This is a genomic window from Rhodopseudomonas infernalis, assembly GCF_022271405.1.
Lineage (GTDB): Bacteria > Pseudomonadota > Alphaproteobacteria > Rhizobiales > Xanthobacteraceae > Rhodopseudomonas > Rhodopseudomonas infernalis.
On sequence record NZ_JAJNAL010000011.1, the window covers coordinates 125,281 to 138,344 of the forward strand.

Genomic DNA, 13,064 nt, shown 5'->3' on the forward strand with positions numbered 1-13,064 from the left:
GGGCAGATGCGGATCTACGTCATTGGCGCTGAGGGGCAGGTTGCCCGTTCGCTGCGCGAGTCAGCGGCGAGACATCGCGACGTGGTTTTCGGTCACGGTGCCCGGCCGGCGGTGGACCTCCTGCGGCCGGAAACGCTTGCCCATGCCATCGATGAGTTCCGCCCCGATATCGTAATCAACCCGGCGGCATACACCGCCGTCGACAAGGCCGAAGCCGAGCCGGAGCAAGCCTTCGCGCTCAATCGCGATGGCGCCCGCGCCGCCGCGGAAATGACCGCGCAGCGAGGGCTTCCGGTCATTCACCTGTCGACCGACTACGTTTTCGACGGAGCCAAGCAAGGACCCTATGTCGAAAGCGACGCCGTGGCGCCGCAGGGCGTCTATGGGCGATCAAAGCTCGAGGGCGAACAAGCAGTCGCTTTGGCTAACCCGAAGCACATCGTGCTGCGAACCGCATGGGTGTATGCGCCATTCGGGGGCAATTTCGTGCGCACCATGCTTCGGCTCGCTGCCGAGCGCGACCGGCTCCGCGTCGTCGACGACCAGCGTGGATGTCCGACCTACGCCCCGGACATCGCCGATGCGATCGTCGCAGTGGCGCGGCGATGGGCCGATTCCGGTTGGAGTTCGCAACTCGCGGGGGTTACCCATCTCAGCGGTCCGGATGCGCTGACGTGGTGCGGATTTGCCCGCGAGATCATGGCTGGGTCGGCTGCGCGCGGCGCCCGCTCGGTGCCGGTCGATGCGATCGGCACCGCGGATTATCCGACGCCCGCGGCGCGGCCCGCCAATTCGCAGCTGTCGACCGCGCGATTGAATTCGATGTTCGATGTCCGTCTTCCACCGATGGCGCATTCGCTGGCTGATTGTTTGGACCGTTTGTTGCGTCAATAGAGAGGGGCTGTCGTGAAGGGTATAATTTTGGCGGGAGGAAGCGGCACGCGTCTCTTTCCGATGACGCTGGTGACATCCAAACAGCTGCTGCCGGTCTACGACAAGCCGATGATCTACTATCCGCTGACCACGTTGATGTTGGCGGGGATCCGCGAGATCCTGTTGATCTCGACGCCGCACGATCTGCCGCTATTTCAATCGCTGCTCGGCGACGGCAGTCAATGGGGCCTGTCGTTGTCCTATGCGGCGCAGCCGAAACCCGAAGGGTTGGCGCAGGCCTTCATCATCGGAGCGAAGTTTGTCGAAGGCGGTCCGTCGGCGCTGATCCTCGGTGACAACATCTTCTTCGGCCACGGCCTGCCGGAGTTGTTGGGGAACGCCACGGCACGGAGCGTCGGCGCCTCGGTTTTTGCTTACCGGGTTTCCGATCCCGAGCGGTATGGCGTCGTGGCGTTCGACGACAAAGGTCGGGCCACCTCGATCGAAGAGAAACCAACGCAGCCGAAGTCGAACTTCGCCGTGACAGGACTGTATTTTTACGACGAGCAGGTCGTGAACATCGCCGCCGACATCAAGCCTTCCGCCCGCGGCGAGCTGGAAATCACCGACCTCAATCAGGTCTATCTGCAGCGCGGGCAACTGGCCGTCGAACGGATGGGGCGCGGCTTCACCTGGCTGGACACCGGCACCCCGGACAGTCTGCTCGAGGCGGCGGAGTTCGTCGCGACGCTGGAAAAGCGTCAGGGCGTTCGCATCGCCTGCCCGGAGGAGGTTGCTTTCAACGCCGGCTTTATCGACCGGGAGCAGCTGTTGCGCCTCGGCGTTGCCATGGGGAAAAGCGACTACGCCCGCTACGTGACAAGCTTGGCATCACAACCGGCTTGGTGAGAGAAACTCGCATCCGCCGGATTCGAATAGGCGCTCGCGCCCTTCGAGGAATGCGGTGATCATCGGCACGTGGGCATTGTAGTTTTTCAGCCCTTGTGTGCAATAGACCACGCCGCCCAGCGGGGCGTCCCCAAGGAACCGCTGCGGATCGTTGAGAATGCTCTCGAGCAGCGGCGTCTTGGTCCAGCCGGGGATGACCAGCGCCCGTCGTTGCGAGTAGTACGGAAAGCCAGACGACCATGAGTCTCCGATCACAATGAGAGCGGCGTCTTCTGCCGTGTGATCATGCGCGAACTGCGAAACGCGCAGCAGGGGCTCCTTGCTGTAGTCATAGGTCGAGTACGGCGCAAAGCGTTCGTAGAAAAACAGCAACTGGCCAACGACGATGGCTGCCGTCAGACCTAGCGCGATCACGCGCTGCGCAGAATCGTAAATCTGCCCGAGACCGAACCCCACCGCCGCAATCAGGAAGATCGCGTTGCAGTATTGGTAGTAATTGTGAACAATATGCGGATTGGTGAACACCAGAAATGGGACGACAAATCCGATCAGCGCGAGGCCCGCTGCCGCCAGCTGACGCCGGGCGGTCAGCGTAGCGCCGAGCGCCACCAATCCAACCGGAACAGAATACCCCAGAACGTCTGAAAGCACCCGGTTGCGCACAGTGTCTATCCAGAGCAACGAGCTGATCTTCAGCATGGCCGTGTTGCCGTAGATCCAGTCCTTCAGCCTCTCCGAAGTTAGCAATTGCCCATATGGGTTGTCAGCCTTGACGTGGTCGGAATACCGCACCCATACGATCCCAACGACCAGCGGCAGCAGCAGGTTGGCAGTGGTGAGAGTGGCCATTCTGAGGAGCCGCGCGCGGGACTCCGTCCTCAAGCAAGTCCAAAGGCGGATAACGGTCAGAATGCCTCCAATGAGGAGGAACGCAGGAAACGTCGTTGATTTCGCCAGCGTTGCAATGCTTCCGCAGAAGATTGCCGAGAGGAGCCAATAGCGGTTCGGCGTTGCCAGATAGCGCGCGGTGAGTGCAAGCCAGCTCACCGAGAAGAACAGCGCGCAGGATTCCACCAGGAACGTTCGGCTCCAGAACAGATAGAGCGGCGACGTCAGATAGAGGATCGCCGTGACCAGATAGGTCGTTCGACGAAAGCCGGCGGTCTTGTACAGCAAGGCAAGCGGCAGCAATACGGCGAGGAAGAAGAAGAACCCGACCAATCGTCCCGCAACGTCGAGAGGAACGCCGGTCCAGGCCAAGGCCGCGCAAAGTAGTTGGTAAATCGGGAATTCGAACGGGACCGACCACGGATAGCCCAGCACCGGCGTCTCGTAGGCGAGCCACGGACCGCCTTTCAGAATGGTGTAGGCAGTCAAGGCGGTTTGGGTCTGTCGGAACGCATGCAGATCGACCACCGGGTTCGTGATTCCGGTGAAGAGGACAACCAGCGCATGGACGATTGCAAGGGCCAACAGGATCGTCAGCATCCGGCGCCAGCCGTCGCCTCCGCCCACATTCGTGATCGGAAAAGTCGAAGAGATACTGCTGTGCATCGTCCTGAACCGCTTCAGTCGGTCGTTAGCTGCTGATCACAAAATTCGCCGAACGGGCGTAAGACAGATGGGTAGGCGACGATTTTGGCAGGGCCGCGCTGACGATTGAAAGCCGATCTCGACTGTTCGAGGGAGCCAAAGTCTGCTGCAGGCCGATATTGAGTCTCAAATCCGATTGTCAAAGTCCGCAGATAGGCATGCGGACCGTCGAATGGCATGGTCGGCGGCGCAGCGAAAGTCGTCGCCTGGTGAAGTGTCATTGGCAATTAGTATCGGGTTATCACTCATGCTCGGAGTGCAACGGGCCAGGGTCGACGCAGCGCTGACTATGCTTCATTGCACCAGGGAGCTACGCAGATTCAATTCAGCCCTCTCGGACGGTATTCAAAGGCGGCAATGATCGAGAGGGGATCTGCGGGGCATCGCCAGAACGGTAAGCTGCATTGCTTTAGAGTTGCGATCTGTCATTTTACCGGCGATCGCTGGGCGCCATCTTGCGCAAGCATCCATGCTCACGATTTTGGTATTAGTACTCCTGATGATCTACCATCTGCGGTTCCAACCCAGATCGGTTCGATGTAGAATAAATTATTTCTCGGGATGCGTCGGCGGACGATATGGATAAGTTGATTGTTGTTAAGTCGCACTCTGAGATTCGTCCCGGGGGCGGAGGCCATGCGCAGCGGCCCAGCGACGGATTGCCGGTCGCACGCCCCCCGATCGCAGCGCAAGCGCCGCCGACACCGGCAAGTCAGAGACCCAACACGGACGAATTGATCTCGCGCAGGCTTCATGATGCGGCGACCCGGCTATCGGCTGCGCAGCGCGAACTAGCGCGCGTGAGCCATGAAAGGGACGTTCTGTTCGGCGAACTGCTGCAGGCGCGCCGCGCAGCGAAAGGAGCCAAGGGGGACACGGCGCTTGCCGTCCGTAGATTGTTACCGCTGTTGGATTGGGCGGTAGCTCATCGAAGCTCGCCGTTGTTTGGGGCGGGGCGGAAAATGCGTTTGCGCCTCACCAGTATGCTTGATTCGATCTCCAGGGATGTCGATGCGATCGAAGCATATGTGAGGGAGTACACCAAGTTCAGAGGGTGCGCCGAGTCCCTCCGGCTGAGGATCTTGCAGACCTGCATGGAGATCGGCTCCGACCTTCAAGAACTCCCGCTGTTTTCTGCCGTCGACTACAGCGCGCTATATCCCGATGTGGCGGCATCCGGACTGAGCCCACTTTCGCATTTTGTGACACGCGGTCGCGCCGAGGACCGCACCATCCATCCGCTCCTCGACCACGAGTTTTATCGCGCGACCCACCCTGAGGTCACGGCGTTCGGGATGTCGCCGTCGCTGCACTACATCCACTTCGGTGCCCAGAAGGGGTTCGACCCGCACCAGTTGTTCGACTCGAAAAGCTATCTGGAGCGATATCCGGACGTTTGCTCCAGCGGCATCACGCCGCTTGAGCACTACGTCCGCAACCCGCTCTGCAATCCACACCCGTTGTTCGACAGCGCGTTTTATCTCCGGCAGAATCCGGATGTCATGGAAGCCGGCCTAAACCCGTTGGTGCATTTCGCGCTGTTCGGTGGTCGTGAGGGGCGCCGGCCGCATCCGCTGTTTCACAGTGATTATTACCTCGCTGTGAATGCCGACGTGGCGGCGGCGGGAATGAACCCGCTGGTGCACTATCTGGCCTACGGTTGGAAAGAGAACCGAGATCCCAATCCGGAATTGTACGGCCAGTTGCTTAAGCACGGATCGGACCGTCGCAATCCACTGCTCGAGTACATCGCGAAGGGTACGGCGTCGCCCACCACGCAGACCCGGTCGTTGCCGGCGACCAGGACGCGTGACCGCGGCGCGCCCCGTATCTTGATGATCGATGCGCTGTTTCCGCGGCCCGAGCAAGATTCCGGCTCGCTGGATCAGATCGGCTTTATGCGCATCTTCATTTCGCTGGGTTTCCGGGTGTTCTTTTGCGCGAAATGGGAGTTCGGTGGCAATCCGGAGCGAGAGCAAGAGCTACGCGCGCTGGGTGTCGAATGCGTCTCATCGTCGGAATTCCGCAATCTGGATGAGTTCTTGTTCTTCCACGGGAATTCGATATCGGCGTTCTTCGTATCCCGCGTCACAATGATGGAAAATTGCTACGAGAGTCTCCGCGAATTCTGTCCACATTCGCCCATCATCTTCAACACCGTCGATATCCACCACCTGCGCGAGCAACGGGAAGCCGCTTTGCGGCTCGACCACGAATTAGCCCGTAGGGCACTAGATACGCGTGCCAAGGAGATCGGCTTCATCGAGTCCGCGGATCTAACGATCGTGGTGTCGGAGCGCGAGGCAGAAATTCTGTCGCAGCAGCTCTCCGGGGCCAACGTCGTAACCATTCCATTGATCCGCGAATGGGCCACCGAGGCCGTGCCGGATTTCGATGGACGAAGCGGTGTCTGTTTTATTGGCGGGTTCGCGCACAAGCCGAATGTCGACGCGGTCGACTACTTTATAAAATCGATCTGGCCGCTCGTGCTGGAGCGGCAGCCAGACATGCAGTTCTACATCGTTGGGTCGAATATGCCGCCGCGGCTGCGCGATCTCGATGTTCCCGGGGTCGTTGCGGTCGGCTTCGTGGAGGATTTGTCGACATGGCTGAGGGCCGTCAGGGTCTCGGTTGCACCGCTGCGCTACGGCGCTGGCGCTAAGGGCAAGATTGTGTCGAGTATCGGCTTAGGGGTGCCCTGTGTAACCACCGTCATTGGTGCCGAGGGGATGGGCTTGATCCATGACGACACCATCCTGGTGGCCAGCTCCGACCAGATATTTGCCGAACAAGTGTTGAGCCTTCACAACGATAGAGCGTGTTGGCAGCGCCTATCGCAGGCCGGCATGGCCTTCATTCGTGAAAAGTACTCGTTGGAAGCAGGCCGGGAAATTGTGAAGTCGAGCTTACGCCAGCTCGGTGTTCGCCTGCCGGGAAATCTGGGCAGCGCGGTAGCAGGTCGGCAGAATGTGTGATCGTAGCGTCGCGGTCGTCATACCGCTCTACAACCATGCCCGCTACATTGGTTCGGCGTTGGACAGCGTGTTGAATCAGACGTGTCGCCCCACCCAGATTGTGGTGGTCGACGACGGATCGTCGGATCATGGTGTGTCGATCTGCCGAGCAAAGCTCGATGGCGTCGATGGGGCGCGCGTGCTGACGCAGCCGAACGCCGGCGCGCATCACGCGCTCAATCGAGCTATCGAGGCGACCACGAGCGAGCTCGTCGCAGTGCTGAACTCGGACGACATCTTCGAACTCGATAAGCTTGAGCGTTGCGTCGGAATGTTCGCTCAGCAGCCGGATCTAAGCCTAGTATTCGGACGGCTGACCATCATCGACGAGAATGATGCGACGGTTACGGCTGGTCCAACGGTCGACTGGCTGGCGCGTTCGATTGCTTTTGCCCGGGGAGCTGGGACCGACATCGGGTTGATCAGCGAGAACTTCGCCACCACGACCTCGAACATGATGTTCCGGAAGGAAACCTGGACGGCCAACGGCGGTTTCATGCCGCTGCGATACTGCCACGACTTAGAGTTCATTCTATCGGCCCTTGGACGTGGCAAGGTGTTGTTTGATCAGGATCGGATTCATACCAAGTACCGGGTGCATCCGACCAATACCATCAAACAACGGATCGACAACGTAAGGGTAGAAATCGCTGGCGTCTTGGCCAACGCACTGTTCGAGAATTCTCCAGGATTCGCTGCTGAGTTCAACCGTAGTCGAATCATCGCGCTGTTCCAGGCCTTGTCGGGGAAAGGACTCTCCGATCTCATCTGCACGTTATTGCCGCTGCGTAGCGCCACTGCCAAAATGACATTCTTCGAAACCATCACCTCGCAGCAGGGGCTCGAGACCTTGCACCATCTGGCCGCGCCTGGGAGTGCGACGCAACTGTTGAAAAGCCAGTCCTGGGCGCTGGCGGCCAAAACCTTCGCAGCCACCAGCAAGCTCTCGGCGGAGGGTAGCCTGGACATCAATGCGCTGATCGAGGTGTCGTCTTTCGACAAGGGCGGGTTGGAAAAAGTCGTTCTCGATTCCGCGATCCTGTTGAAGGAACTCGGGGTGAAGCCGCTGATCGTGTCGTGCCGGGCGGCAGGCCATCTCGCCGAGGTGGCGAAGGCCGCAGAGGTGGAAGTCGTCAGCTTGCCTGAGACGAATACGCTCGAGGCCTACCGTTCTCTGGTCGCCGGCCGTCGCATCGACATCTCCATGTCGCATTTTTCCAGGCTGGGCTATCCGATTTTTCGGGAGCGAGGCATCCCCAATGTGACGTTCATCCATAACGTCTATGCCATGCTCGACGTCGCGGGCGTCGCGGCGTTCAAGGCCGATGACGCCTATGTGGATCGGTACATCTCGGTGTCGCGCAAGGCGACCGAATACGCGGTGGGGCCGCTCGGAATCAAGCCGGCAAAAATCGAGACCATCCCGAACGGCCTGATTATCGAGGAGCATTTGCGGCGGGAAGCCCAAGCGGTGCCGGTGCAGCGCGAGCGGTTCGGCCTCAGCGACGACGACTACGTCTTCCTCAATGTTGCCTCCTATAATCTCCACAAGGGCCACTACTTGATGGCCGATGCAATGAACCTGATTTTGAATCTGCGCTCGGATGTCAAGATCCTCTGCATCGGCAATGTGATCTATCCGCCGCACATCGAACAGCTGACCCGATTTCTCGACGATGCGGGACTGTCCAGGCACATCATCATGCCTGGATACTTTGAGGACGTGACGCCGCTGCTTCAGATGGCGGACGCCTTCCTGCTGCCGTCCTTCCTCGAGGGGTGGAGCATCGCGATGAATGAGGCGATGTTCCATGGCAAGCCGATGATTCTGAGCGATACTGGCGGCTCCCGGGACGTCATCGAGGAGAATGATATCGGCCTCATCGTGGCGAACGAGTATGGGGAAGTAACAAATCTGAACAGTCCGCGACTGAATGAGCTCGCTTACTCGCGACGAAAATATGAAACGGCGCCTAAATTGGCGCGGGCGATGTTGGAATTTGCCGACAATCGCGAGCATTGGGCCGAAGCCGGTCGCCGCGGGAGAGCAAAGATTTTCGAAAAGTACAGATTTGAAAAGATTGTCGGTCAATACGTAGATGTACTGAAGGGCGTTATAAAGCGATGAGTATCGATAACTGGCTGCGACGATTCTGGTCGGCGCTGAAATTTTATCTGGGTAATCACCTGTTCATGAATTGGATGCCGTATCGTGTCCGTCACGCTTATCTGCGCCGGTTTTGCAACTTGCGGATCGGGGCGGACTCCAGCATTGCGATGGGGTGTTTCATTACCGGTACGTTTATCACGATCGGCAATAACAGCGTGATCAATCGTGGCGCTTATCTCGATGGTCGCGTTCCATTATATATCGGCAACAACGTCAATGTATCGCACGGTGCGTTGATTCAGACGCTGAGTCACGATCCTCAGAATCCGGATTTTGTTTGCATCGAGAGGCCTGTGGCGATCTTGGACTATGTGTGGATCGGCACGCGGGCAATTGTGATGCCGGGGGTGACGGTGGGTGAGGGGGCCGTGGTTGCGGCTGGCGCGGTGGTGACGAAGGACGTGCCGCCATATACAATCTGCGGCGGCAATCCGGCACGGCATATCGCCGATCGCTCACGAGATCTGCGCTACAAGACTCGATATTTCCCGTTCTTCGACACGGATATTCAGTAGTTCGCTCAGTGGTCACGGGGCCTATCGGCGGCGTAGCGTCTTCTAAGGCCAATCGACAGCAAGTCGAGGCGCATTCGGGATGAGACGACGATGAAGAACTACACGATCATATCGGGCACCGGCCGCGCCGGGACGACACTGTTGGTTCGCATCCTGATGAAGGCGGGAATCGACGCAGGCTTCGAGTCTGACACCGCGGTCGATCCGGTTGCCCATGCCGGACTCGAGCTGGATCTGCGAACCAAGCCTGATTGCAAATTGGTGAAGTCGCCGTGGATCGCTACCTATATCGATGAGGTGGTTCGGGACGCCGAGATCAAGATCGATCATGCCATCATTTGCATGAGAAGCCTGAGTGACGCAGCGGAAAGTCGGCGACGGGTGCAGCGCGAACAGAACACCGATGCGCACGTCGCGGGTGGACTGTGGGGCGTGACGGATCCCGCCGATCAGGAGGCCTATCTCGCTGAGATGTTTCATCGGCTGCTTTTCACGCTCTCGGCGAACGCCATTCCGATGACGTTCCTGCACTTTCCGCGCTTCGCGAATGATGTGAACTATTTCGTGGAAATGATCCATCCGGTGTTTCCGGACGTCACCGTCGAAGACCTGCGATCGGCGTATGATGCAACAGTCGCTCCGGGATTGATCTCCGATTTCAGTAAAGTTCGTGCACCCGTGGGCGGACGATCTTCGAAAGCTGCTGCGGAATCCGCCTCGCGCGCTCATCTGGAGAAAATCGAGACGGAGCTCGCCACCCTGAACAAGCTGGTCGGCGATCAGCGCGACGAGATCGCACGGTTCGCGGTGCAGTTCAGCGAGATGGCTCGGATCTCTCAAGCCCTCGACCGCCGTGATCAAGAGAACGCGTCGCTGTCGTGCGATTTGGCGTCGTCATGGGCAAGGATAGCCGAGCTCGATCAGGCGGCAGAACAGTTGTCGGCCAGAAAGCGGGCGTTAGAGGACGAGCTCAAAGGTATCAGTGATGCATTGCGGGCCAGCGAGCGGGCGCGCGAACTTGCGGATCAACAGGTTCAGGCGCTGCTTCAAAGCCGCTCATGGAAACTGACGCGACCGCTGCGTGGTCTTGCTGGGGGGCTGGCCGGCCTGCGCAGCTCGGCGAAGCAATAACCATACGAAGGGAGTCAGACCGTCTTTCTGACAATTACCGAGACAGCGATCGAGACAGCGCCGCCACCGTGTCGCAACTGCAGAAGCGTTCTGTATCCGAAGTCGGGCGGCTCTTCATGCTATCGACTGGAGTTCGGCTTAACGTTTGTGCCAGCGTCGCTCGCAGTGGGATGGATCCGCTGCTGCCGCGGGCTTACACACGTGCGGGAGGGGCATGAATCTTTGCCTGATCGTTGCGCTGCCTTGCTGGCAGGAACAGCGTGGCGCTGGCTGTGGCGGTCGGCTTCCGCTTCGACAAATCGACCTGATCTAGGAAGCGCCCGCGGTTCAGCCCGAGTTGTTCACGTGCGATAGCTTGGTGCGAATGAGCTGTTGTTCCCCGTCGGCGTTGATCGTCTCGCTGATCCTTATGGTGTCGACCTGCCGATAGAACGCCGCAAGCGCTTTCAACGGGCGTGCCGGTTTGTCGGCCGTGCAGCGAAGCGCAAAATCCCAATCGTTCAATCGGCTCAGACGCGGATCCCAGCCGCCGTAGCGGTCCACGAGCTCGCGCCGATGGACAATGACATTCGTGTCGATGAAATTTCCCCTCGTCAGCCGGTCGCGGTCGAAGGGTTCCCACAAGATGCAGGTGGATTGAAGATTATGGAGGTAGGTAACGAGGGCTCCATAGACAAAATCGATCTCGGGATGAACGACCAGTTGATCGACAGCGAGCGTCAGGAAATCGGGGTACCAGGTATTGTCGGAGTCGATATAGGCGACGAGCGCGGCCGATGTCTCCTCGAGGCCCCGGTTGCGAGCAGCGGAGCTGCCGGCGTTCTTCTGGCGAATGTAGCGGATCCGGGGATCGTTCAGGAATGGAGCGACGACTGCTTCAGTCTCGTCCAGGCTGCCGTCGTCGATGACGACAAGCTCCCACGCCGAAAAGCTTTGCGCTTGGACACTTCCGATCGCCTCACCGATAAATTGTGCTCGGTTGTAGGTTGGAAGAATGACCGACACAGCGGGGCTGGAGAGTTCTGCAACAGCGGCGCGGGCGCCCGGCGGTCGTGCGCTTGGCAGGGCCGTCACGAGCTGCTCGAGGGCGAACAAGCGCAATTCGACGCCTTCCGCCATCAGAACTCGTTCGCGCGACGCGGTGGCGATGCGCTCGTCCAGACCAGGGCCGAGCCGGTCGGCAAGCGTGATCTCGAGGCGTTCGACACGGTCTCGGAGTTCGGCGACTTCCTCGTGAAGTCCGAGGCGACGAATGATCATCGCGCGCAAGTTGTGTTTGAATTGTCTGATCATGCGAGCGAATGCCGATGAGCGAGCCGATCGTGCGGACCATGATTGTCTCGGAATGCTGGAATGATCAATCGAATCCTACCGGTTCTGAACATCGGTGTTGCCGACCTCGCGATGGATCGAGGCTTTCAGCCCAACAGAAATCTGAAGGCGCCGGAGTGATGCAGGCACTAAAGCCAGGTCGGGCACGGGCTCACTATGGTTGAAGGCTAGACGCGGCGGAAAGCCCCTGGTGTGGATGTGGGGCCGGGGCTCTCAAATCAAACGAGGTGACGTCCGCATCATAGGTCAGCGCCCTATATGATGAGTCTCCGATCGCCGCCGAAGGTTCAACCGTCTAGGTCGATGCGGCAGCCTCTGGCTTGAGCAGTCCTGCTTCTGATTGCCCCCGACACCCGGAGGTGCCCGCTGGGCCGCGCTTTGGCGCGGCGCTAAGCGCGCACTCAAGATGACGGTTCCGCACTTGAGGCGACGGCGTCGCTTCAATCAATCGATGAAGCGTTCTAATTATCGCGCTCCAGAGTGCGATGCTCACAACCAGCGCTTGCGGCGTTTGAAGCTCTTCAGGTTCTTGAAGCTCTTGCGCTGATCGCCTGCGCCACCGAGGTAGAACTCCTTGACGTCTTCGTTGTCGCGCAGTTCGTCGGCGGTGCCGTCGAGGACGACCTTGCCTTGCTCCATGATGTAGCCGTGGCTGGCGACGGAAAGGGCAGCGCGAGCATTTTGCTCGACCAGCAGGATGGTGACGCCGAGGTCGCGATTGATCTGCTTGATGATCGAGAACACCTCTTTCACCAGAAGGGGCGAAAGCCCCATCGAGGGCTCGTCCATCAGGATCATCTTGGGCCGGGCCATCAGCGCGCGGCCGATCGCCAGCATCTGCTGTTCGCCGCCCGAGAGATAGCCGGCGAGGCCGGTGCGCTCCTTCAGTCGCGGGAAGTAGTTGTAGACCATCTCGATGTCGGCCGCGACGTTGCGGTCGCTGCGGGTGAAGGCGCCGAGCCGCAGGTTCTCCAGCGAGGTCATGTCGGAGACGATGCGGCGGCCCTCCATCACCTGGAAGATGCCACGGCGAACGATCTTGTCCGGATCGGTGCCGTCGATCCGGTCGCCGTCGAACACGATCTCGCCGCGCGTGACCTCGCCGTCCTCGGTTTTCAGCAGCCCGGAGATCGCCTTCAGCGTCGTCGATTTGCCGGCGCCATTGGCCCCGAGCAGCGCCACGATCGCGCCCTGCGGCACCTCGAGGCTGAGCCCGCGCAGCACCAGAATGACGTCGTCATAGACGACTTCGATGTTGCGGACGCTGAGCAGCGGGGCGGGGGCCGACGACGAGCCGGGCGGCGGGCGATGCAGTTCGGCGGCTTCGGTCATGGTGTGGGTCCTGATGATGATCGGCGCCTGAAGTCGATGGTCGGCAGCACGGATGGAAAGGGGGGACCAGCGTCGATGCCGGCCGCTGCCGGTGCCCCACCCTCTCCCGTCATCGCCCGCGAAAGCGGGCGACCCAGTATTCCAGAGCGCCAATCATTCAACGCGACGCTGCGGCGTACTGGGTCCCCCGCTTTC

8 protein-coding genes and 1 pseudogene are annotated in these 13,064 nt (G+C 59.8%); 6 read left to right on the forward strand and 3 right to left on the reverse strand.

Features of this window, described 5'->3' with window-relative positions; all coding sequences use genetic code 11:
- Window positions 1-6: 6 nt before the first annotated feature.
- A complete protein-coding gene (rfbD, locus tag LPW26_RS10325) occupies window positions 7-894 on the forward strand; it encodes a dTDP-4-dehydrorhamnose reductase (RefSeq protein ID WP_238734896.1) in 888 nt (295 codons plus the stop codon).
- A 12-nt stretch (window positions 895-906) separates the two neighbouring features.
- Window positions 907-1,782, forward strand: coding sequence for a glucose-1-phosphate thymidylyltransferase RfbA (gene rfbA / locus LPW26_RS10330; protein ID WP_319942177.1), 876 nt, complete (start codon window positions 907-909; stop codon window positions 1,780-1,782).
- Here rfbA and LPW26_RS10335 read toward each other — a convergent pair.
- The gene (locus LPW26_RS10335) at window positions 1,765-3,336 is read right to left on the reverse strand and encodes a hypothetical protein (protein WP_238734898.1); all 1,572 of its coding nucleotides are present in this window, start codon (window positions 3,334-3,336) and stop codon (window positions 1,765-1,767) included. The two genes, rfbA and LPW26_RS10335, sit on opposite strands and share 18 nt — an antisense overlap.
- Before the next feature lie 617 nt (window positions 3,337-3,953).
- Between LPW26_RS10335 and LPW26_RS10340 the strand changes: the two genes are divergently transcribed.
- The 4 genes and pseudogenes from LPW26_RS10340 to LPW26_RS10355 all read left to right on the forward strand — a co-directional run bounded on the left by LPW26_RS10340 (window position 3,954) and on the right by LPW26_RS10355 (window position 10,205).
- Window positions 3,954-6,350 carry a glycosyltransferase gene (locus LPW26_RS10340; RefSeq protein WP_238734899.1) on the forward strand — a complete coding sequence of 799 codons (2,397 nt, stop codon included), beginning with the start codon at window positions 3,954-3,956 and terminating at the stop codon, window positions 6,348-6,350.
- Window positions 6,343-8,517, forward strand: a complete 2,175-nt coding sequence (locus tag LPW26_RS10345; protein WP_238734900.1) for a glycosyltransferase — start codon at window positions 6,343-6,345, stop codon at window positions 8,515-8,517. The genes LPW26_RS10340 and LPW26_RS10345 overlap by 8 nt, the downstream gene beginning before the upstream one ends.
- 353 nt (window positions 8,518-8,870) lie before the next feature.
- Window positions 8,871-9,023 (forward strand): annotated as a pseudogene (locus LPW26_RS25395) (DapH/DapD/GlmU-related protein); the annotation flags it as partial.
- A gap of 141 nt (window positions 9,024-9,164) precedes the next feature.
- Window positions 9,165-10,205: a hypothetical protein gene (locus tag LPW26_RS10355; RefSeq protein ID WP_238734903.1), complete on the forward strand. Its 1,041-nt coding sequence runs from the start codon at window positions 9,165-9,167 to the stop codon at window positions 10,203-10,205.
- A 327-nt stretch (window positions 10,206-10,532) separates the two neighbouring features.
- On the opposite strand, the gene LPW26_RS10360 is transcribed toward LPW26_RS10355, so the two are convergent.
- Together LPW26_RS10360 and LPW26_RS10365 are read right to left on the reverse strand one after the other, a co-directional pair.
- The gene (locus tag LPW26_RS10360) at window positions 10,533-11,498 is read right to left on the reverse strand and encodes a glycosyltransferase family 2 protein (RefSeq protein WP_238734905.1); all 966 of its coding nucleotides are present in this window, start codon (window positions 11,496-11,498) and stop codon (window positions 10,533-10,535) included.
- Window positions 11,499-12,026: 528 nt separating this feature from the next.
- Complete coding sequence (locus tag LPW26_RS10365; protein ID WP_238734907.1) at window positions 12,027-12,869, reverse strand: ABC transporter ATP-binding protein; 843 nt, start codon at window positions 12,867-12,869, stop codon at window positions 12,027-12,029.
- Between the last annotated feature and the right edge of the window lie 195 nt (window positions 12,870-13,064).

What these genes read in the sequence shown, in the direction of transcription:
- LPW26_RS10345 (WP_238734900.1), top strand. Translation starts at nt 6,343, where the DNA reads ATGTGTGATCGTAGCGTCGCGGTCGTCATACCGCTCTACAACCATGCC.
- LPW26_RS10340 (WP_238734899.1), top strand. Translation starts at nt 3,954, where the DNA reads ATGGATAAGTTGATTGTTGTTAAGTCGCACTCTGAGATTCGTCCCGGG.
- LPW26_RS10360 (WP_238734905.1), bottom strand. Translation starts at nt 11,498, where the DNA reads ATGATCAGACAATTCAAACACAACTTGCGCGCGATGATCATTCGTCGC.
- LPW26_RS10365 (WP_238734907.1), bottom strand. Translation starts at nt 12,869, where the DNA reads ATGACCGAAGCCGCCGAACTGCATCGCCCGCCGCCCGGCTCGTCGTCG.
- LPW26_RS10355 (WP_238734903.1), top strand. Translation starts at nt 9,165, where the DNA reads ATGAAGAACTACACGATCATATCGGGCACCGGCCGCGCCGGGACGACA.
- LPW26_RS10335 (WP_238734898.1), bottom strand. Translation starts at nt 3,336, where the DNA reads ATGCACAGCAGTATCTCTTCGACTTTTCCGATCACGAATGTGGGCGGA.
- rfbD (WP_238734896.1), top strand. Translation starts at nt 7, where the DNA reads ATGCGGATCTACGTCATTGGCGCTGAGGGGCAGGTTGCCCGTTCGCTG.